23 protein-coding genes, 3 pseudogenes and 1 riboswitch are annotated in these 26,499 nt (G+C 38.5%); of the genes and pseudogenes, 19 read left to right on the top strand and 7 right to left on the bottom strand.

The genetic code is table 11. The annotated features are described in order from the left end of the window. Positions 1-11: 11 nt before the first annotated feature. The 4 genes from comGB to AC3ANL_RS18070 form a co-directional block, all read right to left on the bottom strand. A complete protein-coding gene (gene comGB / locus AC3ANL_RS18085) occupies positions 12-1,043 on the bottom strand; it encodes a competence type IV pilus assembly protein ComGB (protein ID WP_488325785.1) in 1,032 nt (343 codons plus the stop codon). Continuing rightward, positions 1,030-2,115 carry a competence type IV pilus ATPase ComGA gene (gene comGA, locus AC3ANL_RS18080; protein ID WP_488325784.1) on the bottom strand — a complete coding sequence of 362 codons (1,086 nt, stop codon included), beginning with the start codon at positions 2,113-2,115 and terminating at the stop codon, positions 1,030-1,032. Before comGA ends, comGB begins: the two co-directional genes overlap by 14 nt. Before the next feature lie 156 nt (positions 2,116-2,271). Then, positions 2,272-3,066 (bottom strand): YqhG family protein, encoded by a 795-nt coding sequence (locus AC3ANL_RS18075; protein WP_488325783.1) that lies wholly within the window; start codon positions 3,064-3,066, stop codon positions 2,272-2,274. Continuing rightward, positions 3,044-4,732: a DEAD/DEAH box helicase gene (locus AC3ANL_RS18070; protein WP_488329770.1), complete on the bottom strand. Its 1,689-nt coding sequence runs from the start codon at positions 4,730-4,732 to the stop codon at positions 3,044-3,046. The genes AC3ANL_RS18075 and AC3ANL_RS18070 overlap by 23 nt, the downstream gene beginning before the upstream one ends. A gap of 210 nt (positions 4,733-4,942) precedes the next feature. Then, a riboswitch (glycine riboswitch) is annotated at positions 4,943-5,030 on the top strand. A 261-nt stretch (positions 5,031-5,291) separates the two neighbouring features. On the opposite strand from AC3ANL_RS18070, the gene gcvT reads away from it, so the two are divergent. From gcvT to AC3ANL_RS18050, 4 genes are all read left to right on the top strand, one after another. Continuing rightward, entirely contained in the window at positions 5,292-6,395 is a 1,104-nt protein-coding gene (gcvT, locus tag AC3ANL_RS18065; protein WP_488325782.1) for a glycine cleavage system aminomethyltransferase GcvT, read from the top strand. A 21-nt stretch (positions 6,396-6,416) separates the two neighbouring features. Continuing rightward, entirely contained in the window at positions 6,417-7,763 is a 1,347-nt protein-coding gene (gcvPA, locus tag AC3ANL_RS18060; protein ID WP_488325781.1) for an aminomethyl-transferring glycine dehydrogenase subunit GcvPA, read from the top strand. After that, positions 7,756-9,216, top strand: coding sequence for an aminomethyl-transferring glycine dehydrogenase subunit GcvPB (gcvPB, locus tag AC3ANL_RS18055; protein ID WP_488325780.1), 1,461 nt, complete (start codon positions 7,756-7,758; stop codon positions 9,214-9,216). The genes gcvPA and gcvPB overlap by 8 nt, the downstream gene beginning before the upstream one ends. A gap of 114 nt (positions 9,217-9,330) precedes the next feature. Next, positions 9,331-10,341, top strand: coding sequence for a DUF3231 family protein (locus AC3ANL_RS18050; RefSeq protein WP_488325779.1), 1,011 nt, complete (start codon positions 9,331-9,333; stop codon positions 10,339-10,341). A gap of 71 nt (positions 10,342-10,412) precedes the next feature. Here AC3ANL_RS18050 and AC3ANL_RS18045 read toward each other — a convergent pair whose 3' ends face one another. Further along, the gene (locus tag AC3ANL_RS18045) at positions 10,413-10,796 is read right to left on the bottom strand and encodes a rhodanese-like domain-containing protein (RefSeq protein ID WP_488325778.1); all 384 of its coding nucleotides are present in this window, start codon (positions 10,794-10,796) and stop codon (positions 10,413-10,415) included. A 192-nt stretch (positions 10,797-10,988) separates the two neighbouring features. Between AC3ANL_RS18045 and AC3ANL_RS18040 the strand changes: the two genes are divergently transcribed. The 8 genes and pseudogenes from AC3ANL_RS18040 to AC3ANL_RS18005 all read left to right on the top strand — a co-directional run bounded on the left by AC3ANL_RS18040 (position 10,989) and on the right by AC3ANL_RS18005 (position 18,965). Beyond that, a complete protein-coding gene (locus AC3ANL_RS18040) occupies positions 10,989-11,825 on the top strand; it encodes a lipoate--protein ligase family protein (protein WP_488325777.1) in 837 nt (278 codons plus the stop codon). A gap of 328 nt (positions 11,826-12,153) precedes the next feature. Further along, positions 12,154-12,942, top strand: a pseudogene (locus tag AC3ANL_RS18035) (ribonucleotide reductase N-terminal alpha domain-containing protein); the annotation flags it as partial. A gap of 326 nt (positions 12,943-13,268) precedes the next feature. Then, positions 13,269-14,453: pseudogene (locus tag AC3ANL_RS18030) on the top strand (vitamin B12-dependent ribonucleotide reductase); the annotation flags it as partial. A gap of 430 nt (positions 14,454-14,883) precedes the next feature. After that, on the top strand, positions 14,884-15,534 hold the full coding sequence (locus AC3ANL_RS18025; RefSeq protein ID WP_488325776.1) for an HNH endonuclease: 651 nt from the start codon (positions 14,884-14,886) through the stop codon (positions 15,532-15,534). Between the two features lie 75 nt (positions 15,535-15,609). After that, positions 15,610-16,212, top strand: a pseudogene (locus AC3ANL_RS18020) (hypothetical protein); the annotation flags it as partial. A 157-nt stretch (positions 16,213-16,369) separates the two neighbouring features. Then, entirely contained in the window at positions 16,370-16,822 is a 453-nt protein-coding gene (locus tag AC3ANL_RS18015) for a C40 family peptidase (protein WP_488325775.1), read from the top strand. A gap of 147 nt (positions 16,823-16,969) precedes the next feature. After that, positions 16,970-17,995: a spore photoproduct lyase gene (splB, locus tag AC3ANL_RS18010; protein WP_488325774.1), complete on the top strand. Its 1,026-nt coding sequence runs from the start codon at positions 16,970-16,972 to the stop codon at positions 17,993-17,995. A gap of 85 nt (positions 17,996-18,080) precedes the next feature. After that, a complete protein-coding gene (locus AC3ANL_RS18005) occupies positions 18,081-18,965 on the top strand; it encodes a patatin-like phospholipase family protein (protein ID WP_488325773.1) in 885 nt (294 codons plus the stop codon). A 45-nt stretch (positions 18,966-19,010) separates the two neighbouring features. Here the strand turns inward: AC3ANL_RS18005 and AC3ANL_RS18000 are convergent, their stop codons facing one another. Beyond that, the gene (locus AC3ANL_RS18000) at positions 19,011-19,403 is read right to left on the bottom strand and encodes an SA1362 family protein (RefSeq protein WP_488325772.1); all 393 of its coding nucleotides are present in this window, start codon (positions 19,401-19,403) and stop codon (positions 19,011-19,013) included. 57 nt (positions 19,404-19,460) lie between these two features. Beyond that, positions 19,461-20,405: a DUF1385 domain-containing protein gene (locus AC3ANL_RS17995; protein ID WP_488325771.1), complete on the bottom strand. Its 945-nt coding sequence runs from the start codon at positions 20,403-20,405 to the stop codon at positions 19,461-19,463. A gap of 271 nt (positions 20,406-20,676) precedes the next feature. Here AC3ANL_RS17995 and AC3ANL_RS17990 point away from each other — a divergent pair, with 271 nt between their 5' ends. The 7 genes from AC3ANL_RS17990 (at position 20,677) to AC3ANL_RS17960 (ending at position 26,492) form a co-directional block, all read left to right on the top strand. After that, positions 20,677-21,174, top strand: a complete 498-nt coding sequence (locus AC3ANL_RS17990; protein WP_488325770.1) for a YqhR family membrane protein — start codon at positions 20,677-20,679, stop codon at positions 21,172-21,174. An 80-nt stretch (positions 21,175-21,254) separates the two neighbouring features. Further along, on the top strand, positions 21,255-22,316 hold the full coding sequence (locus AC3ANL_RS17985; protein WP_488325769.1) for a M24 family metallopeptidase: 1,062 nt from the start codon (positions 21,255-21,257) through the stop codon (positions 22,314-22,316). Between the two features lie 20 nt (positions 22,317-22,336). After that, on the top strand, positions 22,337-22,894 hold the full coding sequence (efp, locus tag AC3ANL_RS17980) for an elongation factor P (protein ID WP_488325768.1): 558 nt from the start codon (positions 22,337-22,339) through the stop codon (positions 22,892-22,894). Between the two features lie 205 nt (positions 22,895-23,099). Beyond that, on the top strand, positions 23,100-23,597 hold the full coding sequence (locus AC3ANL_RS17975; RefSeq protein WP_488325767.1) for a DUF6803 family protein: 498 nt from the start codon (positions 23,100-23,102) through the stop codon (positions 23,595-23,597). Between the two features lie 453 nt (positions 23,598-24,050). Beyond that, positions 24,051-24,500 (top strand): PCYCGC motif-containing (lipo)protein, encoded by a 450-nt coding sequence (locus AC3ANL_RS17970; RefSeq protein WP_488325766.1) that lies wholly within the window; start codon positions 24,051-24,053, stop codon positions 24,498-24,500. A gap of 9 nt (positions 24,501-24,509) precedes the next feature. Further along, positions 24,510-25,166, top strand: coding sequence for a cytochrome c (locus tag AC3ANL_RS17965; protein WP_488325765.1), 657 nt, complete (start codon positions 24,510-24,512; stop codon positions 25,164-25,166). 273 nt (positions 25,167-25,439) lie between these two features. Continuing rightward, positions 25,440-26,492: a hypothetical protein gene (locus AC3ANL_RS17960; protein ID WP_488325764.1), complete on the top strand. Its 1,053-nt coding sequence runs from the start codon at positions 25,440-25,442 to the stop codon at positions 26,490-26,492. The last annotated feature ends 7 nt before the right edge of the window (positions 26,493-26,499 follow it).

Below are 26,499 nucleotides of genomic sequence, written 5' to 3'. Positions count from 1 at the left end.
ATCCTCCATTTTTAAATGCCATCCAGAAGATGGAACATTGGTAATAAAATAGCTAAATACATGGATACAATGAGAAATCCAATCAATAAGTAAAGGATGGGCTGAATCGTTTTTAAGCTTTTTTCGATTCGTTCCTCCATGTTCAAAACACAGTGTTTACTGAAAAATAGCAGCTCCTGCTCCAATTTACCATTCACTTGGCCGTGCTTAACAATCATGGGAAATTCCTTTTCGAAAAAAGAAAATGCAGCTAATATCGTTTCCAATTTTTCTCCAGTAACCAGCCTGTTTTTAATCTCATTCGCTACACAGCTGTAGAAAGGTTGTTTATGATTTTTTTCAAAAAGAGTGAGGGCCTCTGAGATGAAAATTCCGCCTGATAATAGGAGACTCAGTTGTATGGAAAAGTAGTGAGTAAACAGTAATTTGAGGATCCTGCCGATAATAGGAATGCGAACAAGCTGTGACCTCTGCTGCAAAGTGGAGAGTTTTCGAAAGACGAGAGTATAATAAGCTGCTGTCAGAAAGAGGAGCCCAAGGATAGTGCCGATCATCGTTGGGAAATATTGATCAAAGGCATAGATAACTTTTGTAAAAAAATTCTCTTTAAGTCCGAGCGATGAAAATAGGGTGGTAAATCTGGGCAGCAAGGTGTTCTCGATAAAAATGAATAGAAAACCAGTAATAAAGATAAGTAACATGGGATATTGCAGCAATTTTAACAGCTTCTGCATATCCCTATCTTTTAATAAAGCAAGTTCACTTCCATCTAACAGTGCATCCGCAAAACTGCCATGCTGTTCAGCATAATAAACATAACCGACCAAGTCTTTGTGAAAATCAAGATTGTGTAAGACTTCATGAAATGGAGTGCCTTTTTTTAATTCTACTAAACACCCATATAATTCCTCCTTTCGTTTTGGTGGTAAGTGTAATGCTATGGATTCAATTGCTTCCGCAATTGGGTATCCCCGGGCAAGGAGTTCACCAGTTCTTTTTAAAAAACTTGCTTGCTCATTCACAGGCCATTTATGGCGTTTCATCCTCATACACCAGCCGATCATATTCTGATTTTTGAATATATCCAAGCGCAATCCCTTTGTTAATGACTTCCTTTAGTGTCCGGTAATGGAAGTCCAGTTTTTCCCCTTTTGCCACTTTCATGGCAGTATTCAGGTTTCTGCCTGATAAAAATTCAAAGACACTCGCTCTTTTCCATCTTCCAGAGGAATAACACATGGGTGAACATTCCCCATCACAATAAGGACATGTCAGTTCAACCAGCCTTTGAGCGGTAACAGCAATAAGTGTTTGCTCAACTTCTAACCAATTCACTCCAAATTCGCGCAGGCGGTAAACCGCACCCTTTGCGTCCCGTGTATGCATCGTTGACAACACTAAGTGTCCAGTAAGTGCAGCTCGGACGGCTATTTTTGCAGTTTCTGCATCGCGAATTTCGCCAACCATAATAATGTCGGGATCATGACGAAGGATGGCCTTTAATCCGGCTGCATAGGTAATGCCCGCTTTTTCATTTACTTGAACTTGAAGGACTGAGTCATAGTTTTTTTCGATGGGATCTTCGAGTGTGATAACATTGCGATGAAATAAGTGGGCCGTTTCATTCAATAGGGAATAGAGGGTTGTCGTTTTGCCTGATCCAGTTGGTCCGGTAAATATAATTAATCCATGTGCGTGTTTGAGAAGGGCAAGTAGTTTTCGTGTCATTCCCGGAAATAATGAGAGCTGGTGAAAAGGGATCTGTTCTTGCTGGGGTAATAGCCTGATAACAAGGCTTTCTCTGTTGTTGGATGGAAGTGTGGATAGCCTAAGGCCAATCAGTTGTCCTTCAATTTCACAAAAAATGGCTCCACTTTGTGGGCGTCGTCTTTCTCCGATATCCATATTAGCAGTGAATTTAAAATGGGAAATTAATTTGTCGCATTCATCTTTTGGAAGGGATAATCGGGGAATGAGTTTGTTGGTTAAACGGATTTGAACAAGTGTGTCTTTCTTCCGAGGAATAATGTGAATATCTGTTGCCTGGTTACGTGCAGCATCCGATATAATCCGATTCGCTAAACTTTCAATTGAACTAACAATGGTTACCACCACCTTATTATTTTTTCCTTGCTAAATATTCGACAGGTTTCCCTCTTTTCCTTCTTAATTTTTAAAATAAAAAAATTTTTTTTGAACAAAAAGAATGTCAGATGTCAGGCACCATGTGAAATTTTCACATGGTGCCTGACACCTGTTGAAACATCCTGATTAGATTGCTTTATCGGTTAAATAAAAGAGTCCGCCATTGATAAAGGAGATGTTGATCTTTGGTTCGTATTGCTCTTGGAGTGCTTTTTTTTCAGTTTCATAGTTGTCATTTTCTTCTTCTTCCACGTCTTCATAAAAATGATTCAATAGCTGTAGGTCTTTATCCCAACGTATTCGGGCTTCATCTGCCCATGAATGGTCATCTTCTGCAATGACTGATTTTAAATAGGTTTCAATTCTGCCCATGCCGCTCTTTGGTCTTACCAAGGGTGAGAGGGTAAACGAATAGTCTGGAATTTTGGGTGTTAAAGGGATCTTTAGTAAACGGTCATGAAAATTTTCGACCATTTGTCCATTAATGAGCTGTAAGCCGATCGATTTAAAAATATCACGCTTGCGGTCACATTGATAAGAGATTTTCACATTCATACATAACCATGGCAATAAGGGCGTTTGATTATTGAGATGGCGATGATTTTCATATAACCGAATGTAGCTGGCTAAATTTTTGGTGGAATGAAATATTTGATGAAGCCTTGGGGACCCAAAGTGAATAATTTCCCCTTTTGTATTTTCTGGTGCTAGTTCTTGATCGGTAATGAAGGTTAGTCTCATTGGGTTTGGGATCCCGCCTGTTTTCTCTAAATAGTGCCAATAAAAGGGACGGTTCATCAACTCCTTATCAAGTTCAATTGATAATTGAACAGTTAAATACCCAGAGTTATTTTCAATAATGGGACAATCATTGGCCTGAAAATACTTCAAAAGAAAGTTATGAATTTCCTGCTGCTGCATGTGAATCACCTTCCTTCATGGTTTGAGCAAATTCAATCATCGAAGATAAATTCTCCATTTTTATCCGCATTTCACCTTCAGAACTGGATTGTCCGAAAATATCAATTAAGTGGTCTTCAATATTGCCAAATTCGAGCTTGGTTAAAATATCGTCGAGTTCGCCGATGACCTTTTCAAATAATTGTATTTTTTCATACAACAATTTCAAAATATGTTCTTCGACGGTATTTTTAATGGCAAAATTATATATCATAACATCCTTTTCCTGACCAAGACGGTGAATTCGGCCAATCCGCTGCTCGAGTCTCATCGGATTCCATGGTAAATCAAAGTTAATGATATGGTTGCAAAACTGCAGGTTAATTCCTTCACCACCTGCCTCTGTTGCAATCAGCACTTGGGCATGCTTTTGGAACAACTCTCGCATCCAGTCCTTCTTTCCTCGTTTAAAGCCGCCGCGGAACGGTACAGAAGAGATTCCGTGCTGTTTCAAAAACCATTGAAGATACATTTGAGTTGCCCGATATTCGGTGAAAATAATGACTTTATCATTTACCTTTTGAATTAATTCAAGCGCTTTTTCCGCTTTTGAATTTTGCTGGACAGCCTCCACCTTTTTAATCAAAAATTGAATTTGCTCTTCAAAGGCTGGTGTGGGATTCTCTTTCTTTTGCAGCATGTTTTTAAGCGTATAAAAAACAGCTTCCCGGCTGCTGCATGCCTCACGTTGTAAAGTCATAACGGAGAATGCACTTGTTTGGAGCCAATCACTATCGTTCCTCATAGTTGTAATGGACTCATATAGTTCTTTCTCTTGTGGTGAAAATTCAATTGGAATGGTTTCAACCTGCCTTTTTGTCCATTCAATCCCTGTATCTGCCCGCCGGTTTCGAATCATGACCTTGTTCACTAATTCCTTTAGATGTTCATCATCATTTAAGGAACGAGCATCTCGTTTGTATTTTTCGTAGAAGGCGGTCTCGCTCCCTAAATGACCTGGTTTTAAAAGGGAAACAAGATTAAAGATTTCTTCTATTCGGTTTTGGATCGGCGTGGCTGTCAAAAGTAAACAAAATTTCTTTTTCAAGTTTTGAACAAATTCGTAGTTTTTAGTTTTGTTATTTTTCAGTTTGTGTGCTTCATCAATAATAATGAGATCGTAGTCTTGTTTAAAAATGATATCTCGATGTGGATTACGTTTAGCGGTATCAATCGATGATACAACAACATCGCACTGTTCCCAAACATAGCTTTTCCTTTGCGTAATCGCCGGTATAAAAAATTTACTGTTCAATTCAATGGCCCACTGGGTAACTAAGGATGCAGGAACGAGAATTAAGACTTTTTTCACTAACCCGCGGATCATGTATTCTTTTAGAATCAATCCAGCCTCGATTGTCTTTCCTAGTCCTACTTCATCAGCCAGGATCGCTTTACCATTCATATTCTCAATGACTTGTTTCGCTGTTTCAAGCTGGTGCGGAAGGGGTGTGAGGTTTGGCAAATGATTCGGCGCTTGCAAACCTTCAAACTCAGGGACGATTAAATGGTTTTCAACTCCGATTGCTAGTTTAAAAAGCTCCCAATTCCCCCATGGTCCATCATTCTCAATTCTATGTAGAAAATCCTCCTGCCACGAGGAATCAAATTCAATTTCAACAGACATCATTTCAGCTCCATTTCATACACGGATATGGCCCAGTAATCACCAATTTACTTGATTTAAGGCGTTCGCATTTTTCTAATAAAGTTATTGCTCAAAGTATTGTTTTAATGGTAGGATGATAATAGCATTGAATGTTTTAAATATTTTAATAAAGTAATTTATTTTACGAGTATAATTAGTATGACCAAATCGAAAATTATTATCATGCGAATGACAACAAGGGGAGAGACTACGTTTGTAGCGCCGAAGGAGCAAGCAGAAATGTGAATCTCTCAGGCAAAAGAACTCTTGTTTGACGCAACTCTGGAGAGCGCTGCCGCATATGAGCAGCCACCAAAGGGGAAAACCATCACAGGTAAACTTTCAGGTGCAAGGACAGAGACCCTCTTATGTATAAGGGAGGTTTCTGTCCTTTTTTATGTTTTTGAATCTGTTATCCTATGTCCAGATGTTATTCTGAAACGATACTAGGTAACATGGTACCTGATGTTGTAAATGGCTCAATCTTTAGTTAGTTTTACGAGGAATGAACATGTAAAAGATCTGAGGGGGATTATGGATGTCAGAATTAAAACGAACTCCGCTTTTTGAAGTTTATAAAGATAATGGAGGAAAAACCGTCGATTTTGGAGGCTGGGAGCTGCCTGTCCAATTCTCAAGCATTAAGGAAGAACATGAAGCAGTTCGGACAAGAGTCGGCTTGTTTGATGTTTCTCACATGGGAGAAGTCGAAGTAAAAGGTGCCGATAGCTTAAACTATCTGCAAAAAATGATGACCAATGATATCTCAAAATTAAAAAAAGGCGGGGCTCAATATACTGCAATGTGCTATGAAAACGGCGGTACTGTTGATGATCTGCTCGTATATAAGATGGAAGAAAATCATTATTTACTAGTTGTAAACGCATCGAATATCGAAAAGGATTACAAATGGCTTGAAGATCATGTTGAGGGTGATGTCAGCCTCGAAAACCTGTCTGAAAAAATGGCCCAGCTTGCTCTTCAAGGCCCACTTGCTGTAAAAGTCTTGCAAAAGCTTTCCAAGGATGCGGATTTAAGTGGAATTGGCTTTTTCAAATTTCAACAAGAAGTCAATTTAAATGGCAAAAAGGCACTCGTGTCTAGAACCGGATATACAGGTGAGGATGGGTTTGAAGTATATTGTGATGCAGCAGATGCCGTCGATCTTTGGAAGGCCATTTTACAAGCAGGCGAAGAGGAAGGGGTTCTTCCATGCGGATTAGGAGCACGTGATACTCTTCGTTTTGAATCTGTATTAGCTCTATACGGCCAAGAACTTTCGCCGGAAATATCTCCGCTTGAAGCTGGAATTGGTTTTGCCGTCAAATTAAATAAAGAAGCTGATTTCATTGGAAAAGAAGCTTTAGTAAAGCAAAAAGAAAATGGGTTAGCTAGGAAATTGGTCGGAATCGAAATGGTTGACCGTGGCATTCCTCGGCATGGATACCCGGTTTATCAAGGAGAAGATAGAATTGGCGAAGTCACAACGGGTACACAGTCACCTACTTTAAAGAAAAACATTGGTCTTGCCCTTATTAAAACTGAGTTTTCAGGGTTAGATACTGGGGTAGAAGTAGAAATTCGCGGCAAACGCCTTAAAGCTACAGTAGTTCCAACACCTTTTTATAAAAGAGAAAAGTAAAACATGAAGGGAGTTAGGTTTATGAAACATCGCTATTTACCTATGACTGAGCAAGATAAGAAGGATATGCTTGAAACGATTGGTGTTTCTTCAATTGATGAACTGTTTAGCGATATCCCTGAAAAAGTAAGGTTCAAGGGTGAGTATAATATTAAGGCGGCCAAATCTGAAACGGCCTTAATGAAAGAACTTTTAAAGTTAGCCGGTCGAAATGCTGATCTTAAAAGAAATGTATCGTTTCTAGGTGCTGGTGTTTATGACCATTATATGCCTGTAATCGTTGACCATGTTATTTCTCGTTCTGAATTTTATACAGCCTATACACCTTATCAGCCGGAAATTTCTCAAGGTGAGCTGCAAGCCATTTTTGAATTCCAAACGATGATCTGCGAATTGACAGGAATGGATGTTGCCAACTCCTCGATGTATGACGGCGGTACAGCCCTAGCAGAAGCAGCCATGCTTAGTGCCGGACATACAAAACGGAAAAAAATTGTTGTTTCCAGTGCGGTTCATCCTGAGTATCGTGATGTCTTAAAGACGTATGCAAAAGGGCAATATCTTGAAGTCGTAGAAGTCCCGGTTAGAGATGGTATTACAGATATAGAAGAGTTAAAGGCATTAGTTAATGATGATGTTGCTGCTGTTATTGTCCAGTATCCAAATTTCTTTGGTAGAATCGAGCCATTAAAAGATGTTGAGGCTATCATTCATGCACATAAAGGAATGTTTGTGGTTAGCAGCAATCCACTTTCTCTTGGAGTATTAACACCACCAGGGAAATTTGGAGCAGACATCGTGATAGGCGATGCCCAGCCATTTGGGATCCCGACTGCATTTGGCGGTCCACACTGCGGATATTTTGCGGTCACCACTAAATTAATGCGAAAGGTCCCAGGACGTCTTGTTGGTCAGACAGTAGATGATCAAGGACGGCGTGGATTTGTATTAACACTACAGGCGCGTGAACAGCATATCCGCCGTGAAAAAGCGACCTCCAATATTTGCTCGAACCAAGCACTTAATGCCCTTGCAGCATCTGTTGCGATGACAGCTTTGGGTAAAAAGGGTGTCCAGGAAATGGCTGCAGCCAATTTACAGAAAGCCCATTATGCAAAAAATGCGTTGAAAGAGGCAGGGTTTGAAGTGGTTCTTGACGGCTTCTCATTTAATGAATTTGTTGTAAAAGTAAACAAACCTGTTAAAGAAATCAATCAAAAGTTGTTACAAAAGGATATCATCGGTGGCTATGATCTAGGACGTGACTATCCAGAAATGTCTAATCATATGTTAATCGCGGTTACAGAACAGAGGACGAAGGAAGAAATCGATACATTCGTGAAAGAATTGGGGGATTTGCATGCATAATCAGGATCAAGCACTCATTTTTGAACGTAGTACTCCTGGCCGAATCGGATACAGCCTGCCGGAAATGGATGTTCCGGAATTAGAGATCAGCAGTCTTCTTCCCGAAGGTTATTTACGTGAAGAGGAGCCTGAACTACCTGAGGTGTCCGAGCTTGATATCATGCGCCACTATACTGCTCTTTCTAATAGAAACCATGGTTTAGATTCAGGATTCTATCCACTCGGGTCTTGTACGATGAAATATAATCCGAAAATCAATGAAAATGTTGCTCGCTTTAATGGCTTTGCCCATGTACACCCATTACAGGACGAAAGCTCTGTCCAAGGGGCACTTGAACTATTATACGATCTCCAGCAGCATTTAATTGAAATTACCGGCATGGATGAAGTAACCTTGCAGTCAGCAGCAGGCGCCCATGGAGAATGGACTGGATTAATGTTGATCCGTGCCTACCATGAAGCAAATGGTGATATGAAGCGAACAAAAGTGATCGTTCCGGATTCTGCCCATGGAACAAACCCTGCCTCAGCGACAATTGCTGGTTTTGAAACCATAACGGTGAAATCAACTGACAAGGGACTTGTTGACCTTGAGGATTTAAAACGGGTTGTCGGGGATGATACAGCTGCCCTCATGTTAACGAATCCAAACACGCTTGGGCTATTTGAGGAACAAATTCTAGAAATCACAGAAATTATTCATGATGCAGGCGGCAAGGTTTATTATGACGGAGCCAACTTAAATGCCGTTCTATCAAAAGCTAGACCTGGTGACATGGGCTTTGACGTTGTCCATTTAAACCTTCATAAAACCTTTACAGGACCACACGGAGGCGGGGGACCTGGTTCTGGTCCAGTTGGGGTTAAGGAAGATCTGATTCCATTTTTACCAAAACCAATTATTTCGAAGCGTGGCGACGAGTATGTACTTGATTATGATCGTCCACAATCCATTGGCCGCGTTAAGCCATTCTATGGAAACTTCGGCATCAATGTTCGTGCCTATACGTATATTCGTTCTATGGGACCTGATGGCTTGAAGGCAGTAACGGAGTATGCCGTTTTAAATGCAAATTACATGATGAGAAGATTGGCTGAATATTATGATTTACCATTCGACAAACATTGTAAGCACGAGTTTGTTTTAAGTGGAAAGCGTCAGAAAAAATTAGGGGTACGTACTTTAGATATCGCAAAACGTCTGCTTGATTTCGGCTACCATCCGCCAACCATTTACTTCCCGTTAAATGTGGAAGAATGTATCATGATTGAGCCGACGGAAACAGAGTCCAAAGAGACCCTCGATTCATTTGTCGACAAAATGATACAAATTGCCAAAGAAGCGGAAGAAAATCCAGAAATCGTACAAGAGGCGCCACATACGACTGTTATCGGCAGATTGGATGAAACTTTAGCTGCTCGTAAACCTATTTTGAAATATCAAAAGAGTTAATAAGTGCAGAGTCCAGATTCAGAAATTGAATCTGGACTTTTTTTATTTATATCTAGATAATATTTTTTCTTATGCATAGGTTCATACTAAATAATAAAACGTGGAGGGATATAAGTGAAAAATCAAAACCATATTCCATTGACAGCATCAGAATTAGGAAACCTTTGGATGACTTATCAGGACAAAACAATGCTAATGAGGGTGCTTGAGCACTTCCTTGAACATGTTGAGGATCTAGAAACCGAACAAATTTTAAAGTCGTGTCACGATTTTTCGAAACATGCCGTTGAAACAATTCGTACTATCTTTAAGGATGAGGGAGCAGCCGTCCCATTGGGTTTCACTAAAGAAGATGTATATAAAGGTACACCAAAATTATTCGACCAGGTCTATGATTTAATGTTTTTACACATGATTGATAAATTAGGAATTAGTCTATTTGCACTCTACTCAACCATGTCATTCCGAAAAGATATTAGAAATTTCTTTAAGCAATTGACGGATAACGCCCAAGATGAATTAGACAAGGTGACAGAAATTCTATTGACGAAAGGAGTTCTTGTCCGTTCGCCCTATGTGACAATGCCAAAAGAGGTTACATTTATTAAAGATAATAATTATTTATCAGGGTTTAACTTGTTAAATAAGACAAGAGCCTTAAATACAATTGAGGTTTCACTTATACATCACGCCATTGAGACAAATCTGGTTGGCTTGCAATTAATGATAGGGTTTGCGCAGGTAGCAAAAGACAAACAGGTAAAGGAGTATTTTGTCAAAGGGATGAAATTATCCATGAAAGTAGAAACAACTTTAGGTGAATTTTTGCGCAAAGATTATATAGAACCGCCTGCGACACCCGCTGGAAAAGCTACCAATTCTACAGTTGCCCCTTTCTCTGATAAGTTAATGATGTTTATCACCAGCCTGTTAAGTACTTTTGGTCTTGGGAGTAATGCACTTGGGGGAGCATTTAGCTTACGAAGTGATTTACCAATAACAATGGCTCGGATAACATTGGAGATTTATGCCTTTGCTAAAGATGGTGGAGAAATCATGATTAAAAATGGTTGGATGGAAGAACCTCCTCAAATTGAAGATCGACGCAAATTGACTAATTCCTAAATAGAAGGATATATACTAACAAAGAGGATGATCAAATAGGTTTAACCCTATTGATGCATCCTCTTTTAATCTTATTTCTTCGCTTTCACTTTCCCAGTCCATTTTTTGAACCCGCCTTGCAGCTGGGTAAGGTCTCGGTACCCTTTGCGGTGCAAGAATTGTGCTGCACGAGCGCTGCGCATGCCGTTTTGATCATATAGGTAGACAGGCATGTCCTGTCGAATTTCTTTCATGCGCATTTTCATTTGTGACATTGGAATATTACGTGCTCCTAAAATATGGCCGCCATCAAACTCGTTTGCTTCACGAACATCTATTAGCTGTGCCTTTCTGTATCCCGCACGGAATTCTTCCTCTGTTACCGTTTTAACAATTCTTTTTTGATAGAAAAAAGTAAAAACGGAGTAGATAATAACTGCTGCAATAATAATCAATAAGGTGATAAGTGAATTCAACTTTTTTTTGCTCCCTTCAAGCTTTACTACACTAGTATTTATTATATAAGTCAATCAGAGAAATATAAAGATTAAAAAGGAAAAAATCTTTAAGATTGCTTAAGTTCATTATATCAGAAACATCTCATTTTGAATTCATATCAGATTTTGGTAGACTAAACCTTGAATAAATTAATTAAAAGAGGTTTTCGAATGGAAAAAGAAGTATGGCGTTTTATTGATTCTGGTCATGGGTCACCATCATTTAATATGGCGTTAGATGAGGCCTTGCTCGATTGGCATAGTGAAGGAAAATTCCCACCGGTTATCCGTTTCTATGGTTGGAACCCGCCAACCTTATCAGTGGGCTATTTTCAAAAGGTTGAAAAAGAAATAGATATGGAGGCTGTGAAGGCACATCAATTAGGCTTTGTTAGAAGACCTACAGGCGGTCGTGGCGTTCTCCATGAACATGAGCTAACATATAGTGTCATTGTTTCCGAAGATCATCCTGAGATGCCCAAAACGGTGACTGAGGCATATCGTGTTATTTCAGAAGGGATTTTAAAGGGCTTCCATCATTTAGGCCTTGAGGCATATTTTGCCGTACCGAAAACGGCGGAAGAACGAGATGCGCTGAAAAATCCGCGCTCTGCCGTTTGCTTTGATGCGCCAAGTTGGTATGAACTTGTGGTAGAAGGCCGGAAGGTAGCAGGAAGCGCACAAACGAGACAAAAAGGAGTCATTCTTCAGCACGGATCGATTTTATTGGATATAGATGAAGATAAGTTGTTTAGCCTATTTAAATATTCGAATGAACGGGTTAAAGAACGTATGAAGAAGTCGTTTAAGGATAAAGCGGTTGCGATTAACGCCATCAGCCCAAGGAAAATCACGCTAGACGAAGCAAAAGATGCTTTTTATAAAGGCTTTGCTGAGGGATTAAATATTGAGCTGGAACCTTATCAGTTAACGGAAGAGGAACTGGCATACGTTAATAAAATTGCCAAAGAACGATATGAAAGTGATGAATGGAATTATAAAAGGTAGTAAGCGGCGGCTGCCGCTTTTTTCTTTTTCCTAGTACTTTTTTTAAAAAGAGGCAAACCTCGAATTTTGTTGAAATATCCTGTTATCTGCCAAAAATCCTATAAAAGCTTTTCTTTTCTTCTAAATATAGTTTTTTTTGAGTTTGACAAAATAAATGTAATTAGCTTGTTTCACAATATATAGTGGTGTCAAAAATATTTTTGGTACTATATATTGATTTTTATCGTTTGTCTATGGTAACGTAAGTTTATTAAGACAACTAGATATAGCAAAACTTACTAGATTCTAACACAGGATAAAGATTTTATTTTTTGAAGGAGTTGTTCTCATGTCTGTAGTTTTTAGACAAAAAATGAATATTGATTTTGAGAGGTTGAATGAGGATATCCGCCTATTCCCCCAAGTACATCCGGTTACCCCAGATATGAAAATAACTCATAAAGGTGTATCAAGATTGGTTATGCTGGATCGTTACACTTTTAAAGACACAGCAAAAATTACCCTTACAAATGGCGACTTTGTTGTTTTAACGATTAAAGAGGATCCAAAATTTCCTGCTCGCGGTCTTGGTACTATCAAGGAAATTGACTGGGAAAAGAAAAGAGCGAAGGTTTTGGTGGAAGAGGAATTTAGAGGTGTCCTTGATGATCCTGAAGAGGTAAGTAGCGGTGTAATAAGCCGCTCTTTAGATGTCATTGAGAAGCCGCTGGAGCTCTTCTACGAGCAGATAGCAAAAAGGAATGCTACAGGTCTTGCAATGGTGGAAGAAACGGAAGAGAAGAAAAAAGAATGGACTGAGAAGTTTTATCAGGAACTTGTTAATTTGAACTTTATTCCTGCCGGAAGGGTGCTTTATGGTGCAGGGGCAAATACGGATGTTACTTACTTCAACTGTTATGTAATGCCGTTTGTTCCGGATTCACGTGAAGGAATTTCTGATCACCGGAAGCAAGTGATGGAAATCATGAGCCGCGGCGGCGGTGTGGGTACGAACGGTTCGACCTTAAGACCGCGAAACACCTTGGCAAGAGGTGTCAATGGTAAGTCATCTGGATCGGTTTCATGGTTGGATGATATTGCGAAATTGACGCATTTGGTTGAGCAAGGTGGATCCCGTTAACTACTCCAACGGCGGGATTAAAATCTCGTGAATTGCTGGAACACCCTTAGAGCTTTATCAACCACAACGTGACTGGCAACGGTGAGCGTGAGGGTTTGAAAATGATAAGGATTGGGCAATCAGCAGCGAAGCGTCTCTGGAAACGGAGATGAACGTTCAACGACTATTGAAACTTCCTAAGGTTGTTACTAAGGAAAGAGTAAACCGGTATTCCGGAAACGGAATTTTGGGGCACGAGACAAAGATGTTTATCTTTGATGATATAGTCTGCTCTCATGTGAAAGCATGAGAGCTAGGCAGAAATGACCTAGCCGCTCAAATAACTGAGTGTAACAAAAAAGCGTGGAGCACAGATGATCATGCTAGCGGACTGGCATCCAGACATTATTGAATTTATTATCTCTAAAATGCAGAATCCAAGAATTTTACGATTCTTAATTGAAAATACAAAAGATGAAACGATTAAAAAACATGCAAAAGATAAGCTTAAGTTTACACCATTAACTATGCAAGAAACTGCTATGTATCAAGGTATCGTAAATTATAAAGATTTCCCTGGAACTGGCGGGTTTGAAGGAAATGTCATTGCACATGCGGAAGAAAAATTACAAGAAGGCGGGAACTACACCGTTCACAATTCTGAATTCCTTACTGGAGCAAACATATCTGTTTGTTTAACGAAAGAGTTTATGGAAGCAGTTGAAAATGATGGGGAGTACGAACTGCGTTTCCCATATGTTGAACACTATAGTCAAGAAGAAATGAAAGTTTACAATGAAGAATGGCACAAAGTCGGTGATGTTCGTGAGTGGGAAAAACTTGGCTACAAAGTTCGTGTTTATAAAAAAATCAAAGCAAAAGAACTTTGGAATCTAATTAATATTTGTGCAACCTACTCAGCAGAACCAGGAATTTTCTTTATCGATAACGCTAACGACATGACTAATGCAAAAGCATATGGACAACAAGTCGTTGCAACAAATCCGTGTGGAGAACAACCACTTGCACCATTTTCTGTTTGTAACCTTGCAGCAGTGAATCTCGCGGAGATGGCTGATAAGGAAACAAAAACAGTTAATTTTGAAAAGTTAAAACATACTGTTGAAGTTGGCGTAAGAATGCAGGATAACGTCATAAACGCCACACCGTACTTCTTAGAAGAAAATAAAAAGCAGGCACTTGGCGAGCGCCGTGTAGGACTTGGCGTAATGGGCTTGCATGATCTTCTTATCTATTGTGAAACAGTGTATGGTTCACCAGAAGGTAACCAACTTGTTGACCAAGTATTTGAAGCAATTGCGACTACTGCGTATAGGACATCAGTTGAATTAGCAACAGAGAAGGGGAGCTTCCCGTTCTTAAATGGTGAAACATACGAAGAAACGAATCGCTTAAGACAGGCATTTATCAACACAGGCTTTATGAAAAAAATGTCAGAAGATATTCGCCAGTCTATTTTAGAAAAAGGAATAAGAAATTCACATTTGCTAACCGTTGCACCAACGGGTAAAGATATTGCCCCCAGTGTTCGTAAGAGCGCTGCGTAAACTTAGCTATATGCGGGAAACCCTGGCGTATCTCTTACTACCTTGTCTTGCCAACTGTTAATAGGTAAAAAGGTAAGAGTGTTGGCGAAAGCCTACCAGACAATCCGCAGGGAAGTCGTGGCTGACCCCTCAACGACTACATGCTGAGCAACCATATTAATTGCAAGAACACCCGTTCTGTTTTTTTCTAAAAGAAAACAGTTCGGAGGTTTATTATGATTAAGAAATGTCTTAACTGTGACAAGGAAATTAAGATAAACCCAGTCATTTTGATAGGAAAAAATTTTGTTCCCGCCAATGCCAATCTATTTTTCACAAAAATTACCCTCCAGATTTCTGAAAGGAATTATCAAAGAAGAAAGAAATTAAGTGTGATTTTTGTGGGAAAATATTGCTAAGAAAACCATCTATAATATTTAATACAAACTTTTGTAACCAAAAATGCAAACAAGCATATCAAATTCAAAATGGTCATCTAATTAACCAACACTTAAAAGATCAAGTTGAAATTGAATGTGCTTATTGTAGAAAAAAATTTAGTGTACCAAGGAATAGAGAGAATTCTGCAAGATATTGTTCTAGACATTGTCTTGGTAAATCTAATGGTGCAAGGGGAAAAGTTTTATATAAAAATCAAATCTTAGTTACTTGTAGTAATTGTGGAAAAGATTTTGAAAAAAAGCCTTCTACTTTACGACCATTAAATTTTTGTTCTATAGCATGTATGGGAAAATATTATAGTGAAAATAGAATGTTTTCTGGTGAAAATAGTGGTACTTGGAACGGTGGAGATATTAGCTATTATGGACCAAATTGGTTAAGTCAAAGAAGATTAGCTAGGGAACGAGATCAATTCACTTGTCAAAATTGTGGAGTTACAGAAGAACACTACGGTAAGGAACTATCAGTTCATCATATTATCCCTTTTCGAAATTTTAAAGGAGATTGGGAAAAAGCGAATGAACTTTCAAACCTTATTTGTCTCTGTGAATATCCTTGTCATCGAAAAAGACATTCAAAAATGGTTGATGATATAGTCTGACCCATATGGCGACATATGGAGCGGGTACTGATAATCCCGCCCTCTGTAAGATTTTTATAGAGAGTAACAAACGTGAGTACTGGTACAATGGTCGGCGTTTCCACCGGATTAGAGCCTTATTTCTCATTCTCATACTTCCGCAGTGGACGCCTTGGCAAATTTATTGAAGTTAAAGCAGACATCGTACAAGAATATTTAGACCAGCATCCAGAAGCAGACCCAGAAAATCTTCCAGAATGGTTTGTTGCTGCTATGGAACTGGCTCCTGAAGCCCATGCAGACGTCCAATGTGTCATCCAGCGCTGGATTGACAGTTCGATCAGTAAAACAGTCAATGCGCCAAAAGGATACAGTGTAGAACAGGTTGAAAAGGTATATGAACGACTATATCGCGGCGGTGCAAAAGGTGGTACCGTTTATGTGGATGGTTCACGTGATTCACAAGTATTAACTCTGAAGGCTGAAGATAATACAAATGAACAATTATCCATGTTTGACGAAAAACCAAAGCAGCATGTAGTCCTTGTTGATACCATCAGTGATCTTCGCTCTACAGATGTAACAATTGGCTCTGAAGTTGGCAACACCTGCCCAGTCTGCCGTAAAGGAAAAGTTAAAGAAATCGGCGGATGTAATACGTGTACAAACTGTAATGCCCAATTAAAATGCGGTTTATAGACTTATTTTAAAAGTATGGAAAAAATTTCCATACTTTTTTTATTACAATATTATTTTAAAATAACTTTGTAATGGAATTGTAATATCGCTGTGACACCCCTGTTATCCTTTCCTTGTATAGTATGAGTATCCAATCACACCAAGGGGGAATAACAAAATGTTAAAGAAAATTATTGCAGCTCTAGTTATGACAGCTACAATAACAACGTCTTTGTTTACCACTACGGGTGATAAAGCAGAAGCGGCCTATTATCATACAAAAGCAATTTCAGTAGCAAAAGCAAATCTTGGTGTTCCCTATAGATGGGGTGGGATTACACCTAATGGTTTCGACTGTTCTGGTCTTGTAAAGTATTCTTTTAGTAAGGCAGGAAAAACACTGCCACGGACAGCAGCAGACATGTTTTACACAAAAGGGTATCGAGTAAGTTCATTACAGGTTGGAGATTTAATGTTTTTTGCCCCAACGAAAGCGAGTAAGCCTACTCATGTTGCCATTTACATGGGGTCTGGAAAAATGATTATGGCTTCATCCTCAAAGGGTGTCATGATCACCTATACCAGCAACAGCTACTGGAAACCAAAATACATTGGCGCAAAACGAATATAATAAAGCAGAATGTAAAAAAAGCATCGGGGGTATCCGATGCTTTTTTTTACCGAAAATTTTTGGAAAAACTTCTCTATGCTAATGTTTATTATCTTCCCTCCTAACAACCCATACTACTAAAAACAATAAAGAAAAGAGGGAATAAGCATGGACCCTTTTATGCCGCAGTTGGTTTATATTGAACCGAAAGCATTAGAGTATCCGTTAGGTCAGGAATTAAAAGAAAAGTTCACCAAACTGGGTCTTGAAATTCGAGAAACAACTTCTCATAACCAAGTTAGAGGTATTCCTGGTGATAACGAGCTTCAGCAATACCGTAATGCTAAATCAACTCTTGTGGTTGGAATTAGGAGGACACTCAAATTTGATACTTCAAAACCATCAGCTGAGTATGCGATTCCGCTTGCGACAGGCTGCATGGGCCACTGTCATTATTGTTATTTGCAAACGACACTGGGCAGTAAACCCTATATTCGAACCTATGTAAATTTAGATGAAATTTTTGAACAGGCTCAAAAATATATGGATGAACGCAAGCCAGAAATTACGCGCTTTGAAGCCGCATGTACATCAGACATCGTGGGATTGGACCATCTAACCCACTCATTAAAGAAAGCGATTGAGTTTTTTGGGCAATCCGAATATGGCCAGCTTCGTTTCGTAACCAAATTTCATCATGTTGACCATCTCCTTGATGCGAAGCATAATGGAAAAACCAGATTTAGGTTTAGTGTTAATTCTCGCTATGTCATTAAAAATTTCGAGCCTGGGACGTCTTCCTTTGAAGACCGGCTAAGGGCTGCAAGAAAGGTAGCGAATGCCGGCTATCCATTGGGTTTTATCATTGCACCCATTTACATGCATGACGATTGGCAGGAGGGCTACCGAGAATTGTTTGAACGGTTAAGTGAGGAGCTAAAAGGTGTCGATCTTCCCGACTTAACCTTTGAACTGATCCAACACCGGTATACAAAACCCGCAAAAAATGTTATTGCAAAGCGATATCCGAAGACAAAATTAGAAATGAATGAAGAAAAGAGAAAGTACAAATGGGGAAGGTACGGGATAGGAAAATATGTGTATCCAGATGAAGCAGCGAGAGATTTAGAAAGTACCATTCGAGCGTACGTTAAAGAATTTTTCCCTAATGCTGTTGTCCAATATTTCACCTAAAAAATTTTCTCTTTGTCCGCCGTACTAATTTGGAATCAAGCTGATTAAAGATGTAACAATGAGTTCATCTTTAGGAGTGGCTGCCATGAAAATAGACGGCGTTTTTTCTGGAGGGGGAATAAGGGGGTTTGCACTCATTGGAGCCTATGAAGAAATTGAAAGCGAGGGCTTTCAATTCGTAAGGGTCGCAGGAACAAGTGCAGGTTCAATCGTTGCCGCATTAATCGCTGCTGGCTATACGAGTAAAGAAATTTATCAATTAGTAGATGAGTTTAATCTGCCCAAAATGCTCGATTCCCGTAAAACGATTATCCCATTCTCGATTGCTAAATGGCTGCTTGTTTATTGGAAGCTAGGTCTTTATAAGGGAAATGAACTTGAAAAGTGGTTAGCGGAAAAATTAGCAGCAAAAGGGTTAAGAACCTTCTCCGATCTGCCTCCCCAGTCCCTTAGAGTAATTGCCTCCGATCTTTCTAATGGTCAAATGGTTGTATTACCAGATGATTTAGAGAAATACGGGATTTCCCCGGGGTCGTTCCCAATCGCAAAAGCAATCAGAATGAGCTGCAGTGTCCCGTATTTTTTTGAACCTGTTAAATTACGGTCAACTGATGGTATGAACATATTAGTAGATGGCGGGGTGCTCAGTAACTTCCCTATGTGGCTTTTTGATAAGGATAATGTTAAAAAGGTCAGACCGGTCCTGGGTATTAAACTTAGTGCAAGTGAGTATGAGCATGAAAAACATAAAATAAGGAACGGGATCCAATTATTCAGTGCACTTTTTGAAACCATGAAGGATGCCCATGATCAACGGTATATCTCTAAACATTATGTAGAAAATATTATTTTTATTAAAGCTGAAGGGGTATCGCTAACCGAATTTGATGTAACAGATGAAAAAAAACGAAAATTATTTGATATAGGTAGAGAACATGCAAAAACGTTTTTGAAAAATTGGGGTTATTGATTATCCCCCATCAATAATAGCGATTAACAGAAAAAAATCGAGTGTCTAAAAAGACGCTCGATTTTTCTTTTTACCTTTTTTGCCGTCAATGACGGTCAAGTGAGCAGGAGATTTCTTTTTTGTCTTGTTGTGTTTTTTCAATGTTGATAAGGTCCCCAGAGATGAACTCCTAACAGTGGAGTCTCCACCCTTCTGCTGTAATCGTTTTTTTGACTTTTTTGCTGCTTTAAGAAATGCCCGCTGCTCTTTTTTCTGAGGGCTGGAATTTGAAAACTTGCGAACAAGGAAATAAATCGCTAAACCAATCACTGCGACAACAGCTATGCCCTGAATAAAACCGGCAGGATTAGCCGTAATGGAACCATACACGCCAAGTAGTGCAAGAATGATAAGTACCCCAATAACAATTGCGGATGTCCGATTTTTCAAGAAAGCCACCTCCCTAAGAGCATCTTAAGCATTTTTTTATTCTTTTAAACACGGTATGATATAGATTTAAACAATTTCCTCACTTTTTAGATCATACTCTGTTTCTTGTTCTCTTTTTAACAATTCTTTAAATGATAGAATGGCCACTTCTACTTGGTCGTTTTGAGGTTCCTTTGTTGTTAATAACTGTAACCATAGTCCTGGTAAACCTAAATATTTTAACACGGGTATATCACGTAGTTTGTTCGTGATTTGCAAGACTTCAAAGGCAATTCCTAACACCACTGGAATTAAAAGAAGACGATCAACGACCCTTAACCAAAGTGGAGAAGTAGGCACTAGCATATAGACAAAAACACCTACGATGACTGTAAAGAGAATAAAACTGCTGCCGCAGCGGTAGTGTAAGCGGGAATGAGCCTGAACATTTTCAACCGTCAACTCTACCCCGGATTCGAATGTGTTAATTACTTTATGCTCAGCACCATGATATTGAAACACTCGTTTTACAAGTGGGGTGAGTGATACAAAGTAGATATAAAACAGGAGCAGCAAAAGCTTAAAGAATCCCTCTACTAATACTTGAGCAAAATCTGAAGGGAAAATGGGTTTTGTTAACACTGCTAAAAAGACAGGAATTAAGGTAAATGCGAATTTCCCAAATAAGAACGATATAACACCTATAGCAGCAACTCCAAGATACATTGTTAGTTTAGAGACTTCTTTTTCTTTAATGGTGTCATCGTCTTTTGGATCCACATCATATCTCTCTGTGGAGAAATTTAAGTGTTTGGAACCATTAGCGCTTGATTCAATAATGGCAATAATCCCACGCAGAAACGGAATTTTTTTTAATTTTGTTAAATTAGGATTTGCTTTCCGTTGTAAATGAAAGTATTCAACAGAACGATCTTTTCTGCGAACTGCGGTGACATAATGATGTTTTCCGCCAAACATGACTCCTTCAACGACCGCTTGGCCGCCATAAACAGGCTTTTGAGAATTGGACATGGTTTTTAACACCAACCTTAACAAAGTTGCACAATAGCAGAAATAAGAAATCTGTTTGTACTTAACTGTATTCTACTAGAAAAATGAAAAAACCTCTAGGATGACATAATATTTCCATTAAAATTCAAAAAAATTTTTTAGACGTAAGGATTGAGAACTTTAGGGCATATTAAAGATGGAATTTAGCATGAAATATCCTATATAAAACGAAAGTGATTCGAATGGTTAAAGTATTCCCAAATAGAACCAGAGAATAAACGGAGGTTTTATCATGATTAATGAACAGCATCTGAATAATTATCCGCAACCCATGTCTTTTTTAATGATGGTATTTTGGACAGGTTTATTTGGAGGAGTATTTTGGGGGACAATTGCGTATATTGCCTTTTATTTTAATTTCACTGAAATTAGCCCCAATGTCATCTTAGAGCCTTGGACCTTGGGAGATTGGAAATATGGATGGTTAGGGAAAATAATCTCCATCATTTTTTTAGGTGTAATTTCCATTATAGTTGCATTTATTTACTATGCTGCTCTCAAAAGATTTCAAGGTATTTGGTTTGGACTTGGTTTTGGAGTTGTCTTGTTTTTATTAGTGTTTTTTATTTTAAATCCGATTTTTCCAGGAATTAAACCATTTTTAGAGCTAAGCAGGGATACAATCATTACATCTATTTGTTTATATATGTTATATGGAATCTTTATCGGTTATTCCATCAATTATGAGTATGAACTTAATAAGGTACAAGAGAAAGAGGCAACAACCTAAGATACAATTAGTCGGATAGTGACAGTTTATGATAAAATATTTTTATCTGCAGTTGGATTAAAAAGGGAGAGTGGAGAGTAATGGAAAAAATAGAAAAACTAAGATCATCTTTTTCAGCACAGGGTATTGATGGGATTTTAATTACAAGTCCATATAATCGCCGATACATATCTAATTTTACAGGGACAGCGGGTGTTGTCTTAATAAGTGCGAAGCAGGCGCAGTTTATTACAGACTTCCGCTATATTGAACAGGCATCTGAACAGTGTCAAGGTTTTGATATCGTAAAGATCTCTAGTACGATACCAGAAGAAGTTGCACAGCAAGTGAAAAAATTAGGTATCCAAAAGCTCGGCTTTGAGGAGGATTATTTAACGTATTCATCCTTTAAACAATTTGACAAGGAAATTGACGCTGATCTTGTTCCAATTTCAGGTGTGATTGAAAAGTTACGCTTGATTAAGACTGATGCAGAGATTAAGATATTAAAGGTGGCAGCAGATATTGCAGATGCTGCATTCAAACACATCTTAGATTTTCTACGTCCAGGAAGAACAGAATTAGAAGTTTCAAATGAATTAGAGTTCTTTATGAGAAAGGCTGGCGCTACGTCTTCTTCTTTTGATACAATAGTTGCTTCAGGTCATCGCTCTGCACTTCCACATGGTGTTGCTAGTGAAAAAGTAATCGAAGCTGGAGACATTGTAACAATGGACTATGGGTGTTACTATAATGGGTATGTTTCCGATATAACGCGAACGGTTGCCGTTGGTGAGCCAGATGCAAAGCTAAAAGAAATTTATGAAATTGTTCTTGAAGCACAGCTTCGTGGTATGGCAGGATACAAACCGGGTATCACTGGTAAGCAAGCAGATGCTATAGCTCGGGACTACATAACAGAAAAGGGTTATGGGGAATACTTTGGCCATTCAACTGGCCATGGTATCGGACTTGAGATTCATGAAGGTCCTGGATTGTCAATGAGGTCTGATATTACTTTAGAGCCTGGAATGGTGGTAACATGTGAACCCGGTATTTATATCCCAGGTTTAGGTGGCGTTCGAATTGAAGATGATACATTGATTACGAACAATCATAATGAGGCACTTACACACTCAACGAAAGATCTAATTATATTGTAATGATTTAGGAGGATTTAAAGATGATATCTGTGAATGATTTTAAAACAGGATTAACAATTGAAGTAGATGGCGGCCTATGGCGCGTTCTAGATTTCCAACATGTAAAACCAGGAAAAGGAGCTGCTTTTGTTCGCTCCAAACTTCGTAACCTTCGCAATGGCGCTATTCAAGAAAAAACCTTCCGTGCAGGTGAAAAAGTAGAAAAAGCACAAATCGATAACCGCAAAATGCAGTATCTTTATGCAAGCGGTGATTCTCACGTGTTTATGGATATGGAATCCTACGAACAAGTTGAACTTCCTGCAGATAATATTGAATATGAATTAAAGTTTTTAAAAGAAAACATGGAAGTGCACATCATGATGTTTAATCATGAAACACTTGGAGTGGAACTGCCTAACACAGTTGAATTAGAAGTAACTGAAACAGAGCCTGGAATTAAAGGGGATACAGCTTCTGGCGGTACTAAGCCAGCAACTCTTGAAACAGGTCTTACTGTTCAAGTTCCATTCTTTATTAACCAAGGTGATAAATTAATTATCAATACAACAGAAGCATCTTATGTATCAAGAGCTTAATAACATTTGAAAAAGGATGTCCCAAAACAATGGGACATCCTTTTGTTCTAATATCAGAATTTATAAGTTTTGGCTTCGAGAATTGTCCAGCTCCAGGGCGCTTCCGCTTTTCTATTTTTACACAATTTATCCATAGTTTCTCCTAAGTTTCTGCACACTTTTTCATTACATTAAGGGTGTAAACAACTTAAAGGAGAAGATGAACATGAACATGACACATTATATGGGGTTATTAGCAGACAATCAGCCTTGGAATTTGTTGATTTTTATGGCGGTTCCAGTAATATGTGCTGAAATCTTGGCCATTTCAGAAATTGCCATTTTATTTACAAGAAAATTAGATGGTGCTCTAAAAACATTGAATAAAGTAACCGGTATTTTTGCAGGCTTTTATTTTACAATAGTTTTCATTTACTTAATGAAGACAGCCTACATCCCACTAACTTTAAACGGGGAGTGGAAAGGCTGGATTGACGTTGTAGCAGTTACTTTCTATCTACTCGGAATTGTTCCATTCCTTGGTATGGCACTACTTGATTTAGGACTTATTTATAGAAATAAAACAGTGGAAGAGAAGCTTAAAATACATGCAATCTTTGTTAGTATTTTTCTAATCGTTGCCCACATTGCGATGATCTTTGGAATGATTGACCCTGCATTAGGATCAAGTACCCCAGCGGGTCATGATATGATGAACATGTAAAGATTAAAAGGAGGATGGCTCGCCAACCTCCTTTATTTAAAATATAAGAATTTAAAAGTTTTGACTTCGAAAATTGTCCAGCTCCAGCGCCCTAGCGGCTAATGTCCTTCGCTCTCCGTCCTACGATAAGTCAAGCACGAATGCGCCTCCAGCTCTTCGTGTTTCCTTTATCGCGTTTAACGGGCAGTAGATTCTCAACTGCCCGTAAGAACCCGATCGGCTCAACTAACAATCAGCGAGAAGAACATTCGCTGATTGAAGTTTCACCTTAACTCAGTTGGAGCGCTCCAGGCCATACGCCGCTGACCAGGGCGCTTGCGCTTTTCTTACTAGTTTTTACTTATACAAACTTTTAAAACTTCACTAAATAGTAAGAATTTAGAATCTGATGATGAAAGCCTATTTGTTAAAATGAACTAGTAAAAGAAATATCGGAAAGGGGTGAAACAGAATATGAAACGTATAACATCTCTCTTGTTCCTTTTCATTCTAGCTGCAATAGTGGCTGCGGGATGCAGTTCTAAACTTGAAGATCAGAGTTGGAAACTTGATAAAAAACATATGCCATTACCTGATTATGTATTAAATTCATCAGAAAAAGTTCAAGAAACTTATATTATGGCATCCACGTACCCAGAGGTTGTAGCTTCGGTTCCGTGTTACTGTGGTTGTGTATCTGATGGTCATAAGAGCAACTTGGATTGCTTTGTTCAAAGTGTGGGCGAAGAAAATGCCGTACAACAATGGGATTCACATGGTATATCGTGAGACACTTGTGTCAACATTGCCCGGGAGGCAATAGATATGCATCTAAACGGAAAAAGTCCTGAGAAAATTTATGATCTAATTACGAAAAAATATGAAGACCTTGGGGAGCCAACCCCAACACCTGAACCAAAGTAGGGGTAACCCATGAAAAAAATATTAATCGGGTTTTACATTATAATTATTATTGGAATTATCGTTTGTATAAGTAATAGTGATATTTTCGGTAAAAAGAATTCCCAAGCTATATTAGCAGGTGAAAAAATTTATAGTAAAAATTGTCTAGTCTGTCACGGCGAAACCGGAAAGGGCGAGGGTAAAAAAGCTGGAACGGCTTTAAACAACCAGCATTTCTTAAACACTGTAACGGACAAAAATATTTATCATTATATTAAGTTCGGTAGAGAGGGAACTGGGATGCCAGCCTATGGTCCAAGATTGTCAGAAAAAGAGTTGCAAAATCTTGTCGCTTTTATTCGAGATTGGCAAACAGAAGATATAGATTTTGATGTCCCAAAAACAATTTCTGGAAATTCTACTAATGGGGAGAAACTATATAATTTATATTGTGAAAATTGTCACATGGCCGGCGGAGCGGGAATGTTAGGAATGGGAACAGCCCTAGCACATCCTCAATATCTGAAATATACATCTGATAAACAAATATGGATTAGTACTGCATACGGTCGTGAAGATACACGGATGGGTACGTCCTTAAAAGGACTAAAAGGTGTTCGGCAACTTAAGGAAGAAGATATCTCAGATATAGTTTCCTATATTCGTTCCTTAGAAAACAAACGATAAAAAGAATGCATTAATTAATTTGATAAAACTTTCAAAAACTGTATCCATTTATTGGATACAGTTTTTTTGAATTCAAAAATTTTCATTATTAGGTAAATGTGAACATTATGTGGTAGTTTTTTGTCAAAAACGTAACGATTTCATCCCTTTAACAAAATGTTCATGAGTGCTTTAACAAATAGGGGTAGAGAACGATTATATTTATTTCAAAGAGGACTATAGTGAAAATCAGAACTGTCTAGAGATGAGTTTTTTAGGTCAAGGAGGATTTATATGCATAATAAAAAGTGGTTAGCATTGTTCATCATTGCATCATTCTTAACTAGCTTTATCAGCTCAAAGGCTAGTGCAGAATCCACATTTCAAGCTGAAAAGTTTCCTTTTAAGGAAATGCAGGTACAAGTAATGCCAGAGTTTGATTACCCGGAGGATTGGGGATCCAGAGATGTTCCATCATTACTAGTAGGCCAGTATGGAACGATTACAAACAAAAGCGGTCAAGATTATGATGGAAAAATTGAAATTCCTGTACCAGCGATGGAAAAGGGGTTTGAAGCCTATTTAGTAGCAGAATTCCCTGAGGAGAATAAGCCGGAAGTACAGAGACCCTATGACGTTGATAAAGAAAAAGGAATTGTAACCTGGAAGCCTGCTAAGGCAATTAAGAATAACGAGACTTACAAATTTGTCATTGAATATTATACACAAACTATCAACGTAAAAGACAACAAGAGTTTTACATACCAGCTAATTAATAATGCGCTAATTGAACAATTGGACGTTATCTTTTATGCCCCCATGAAAGCGAAAGAGATTTCACTAGAGCCGAAGACAGAAAATACGACAAAAAGTGAGTATGACGAAGAACTATATTACTACCAATATAAGAATGTAAAAGCAGGAGAAAATTACAAGTATACGTTCTCCTATAAGAAAGACGGAACAGAATCAACAATGGAGGCCATTAACAAACAGCAGCCTCCAAATGATGAGAACCATAGTGGTGTTACGGCAACGGATCAAGTGAAAAAAGGAACAAGTGACAATTCTAAGCGTCCGATTATCGGTGTTGGCGGAGCCTCTATTATCGGTATTGCCATTATCATCGCTGGCCTATTTGTTTTCCTAGGGTTGAAGGGTAATTCCCAAGCGGGTCGTCGTACTGCAGCTAAAGCAACTAAAAATAAACCACAACCAAAGCAGCCAACGACTAAAAAAGACAACAAGACTGCATATACCGAAGAAAAGAAAGAACTGCGTAAAAAGCTTTTAACTGGAAAGATAGACCATGAAATGTATGAAGAAGAAATGAAAAAATTGATTTAATGAGGTG

It is taken from the genome of Neobacillus sp. DHD-1R (assembly GCF_057747995.1).
This window is presented reverse-complemented; position numbering and strand designations above follow the sequence as displayed.

Excerpts from the sequence above, each read along its gene's own strand:
- gcvT (WP_488325782.1), top strand. The coding sequence starts at position 5,292 with ATGTCAGAATTAAAACGAACTCCGCTTTTTGAAGTTTATAAAGATAAT.
- AC3ANL_RS18040 (WP_488325777.1), top strand. The coding sequence starts at position 10,989 with ATGGAAAAAGAAGTATGGCGTTTTATTGATTCTGGTCATGGGTCACCA.
- AC3ANL_RS17990 (WP_488325770.1), top strand. The coding sequence starts at position 20,677 with ATGATTAATGAACAGCATCTGAATAATTATCCGCAACCCATGTCTTTT.
- AC3ANL_RS18005 (WP_488325773.1), top strand. The coding sequence starts at position 18,081 with ATGAAAATAGACGGCGTTTTTTCTGGAGGGGGAATAAGGGGGTTTGCA.
- splB (WP_488325774.1), top strand. The coding sequence starts at position 16,970 with ATGGACCCTTTTATGCCGCAGTTGGTTTATATTGAACCGAAAGCATTA.
- AC3ANL_RS18075 (WP_488325783.1), bottom strand. The coding sequence starts at position 3,066 with ATGCAGCAGCAGGAAATTCATAACTTTCTTTTGAAGTATTTTCAGGCC.
- gcvPB (WP_488325780.1), top strand. The coding sequence starts at position 7,756 with ATGCATAATCAGGATCAAGCACTCATTTTTGAACGTAGTACTCCTGGC.
- AC3ANL_RS17960 (WP_488325764.1), top strand. The coding sequence starts at position 25,440 with ATGCATAATAAAAAGTGGTTAGCATTGTTCATCATTGCATCATTCTTA.
- AC3ANL_RS18015 (WP_488325775.1), top strand. The coding sequence starts at position 16,370 with ATGTTAAAGAAAATTATTGCAGCTCTAGTTATGACAGCTACAATAACA.
- efp (WP_488325768.1), top strand. The coding sequence starts at position 22,337 with ATGATATCTGTGAATGATTTTAAAACAGGATTAACAATTGAAGTAGAT.
- AC3ANL_RS17995 (WP_488325771.1), bottom strand. The coding sequence starts at position 20,405 with ATGTCCAATTCTCAAAAGCCTGTTTATGGCGGCCAAGCGGTCGTTGAA.
- AC3ANL_RS17975 (WP_488325767.1), top strand. The coding sequence starts at position 23,100 with ATGAACATGACACATTATATGGGGTTATTAGCAGACAATCAGCCTTGG.
- comGB (WP_488325785.1), bottom strand. The coding sequence starts at position 1,043 with ATGAAACGCCATAAATGGCCTGTGAATGAGCAAGCAAGTTTTTTAAAA.
- AC3ANL_RS17985 (WP_488325769.1), top strand. The coding sequence starts at position 21,255 with ATGGAAAAAATAGAAAAACTAAGATCATCTTTTTCAGCACAGGGTATT.
- gcvPA (WP_488325781.1), top strand. The coding sequence starts at position 6,417 with ATGAAACATCGCTATTTACCTATGACTGAGCAAGATAAGAAGGATATG.
- AC3ANL_RS18070 (WP_488329770.1), bottom strand. The coding sequence starts at position 4,732 with ATGTCTGTTGAAATTGAATTTGATTCCTCGTGGCAGGAGGATTTTCTA.
- AC3ANL_RS17965 (WP_488325765.1), top strand. The coding sequence starts at position 24,510 with ATGAAAAAAATATTAATCGGGTTTTACATTATAATTATTATTGGAATT.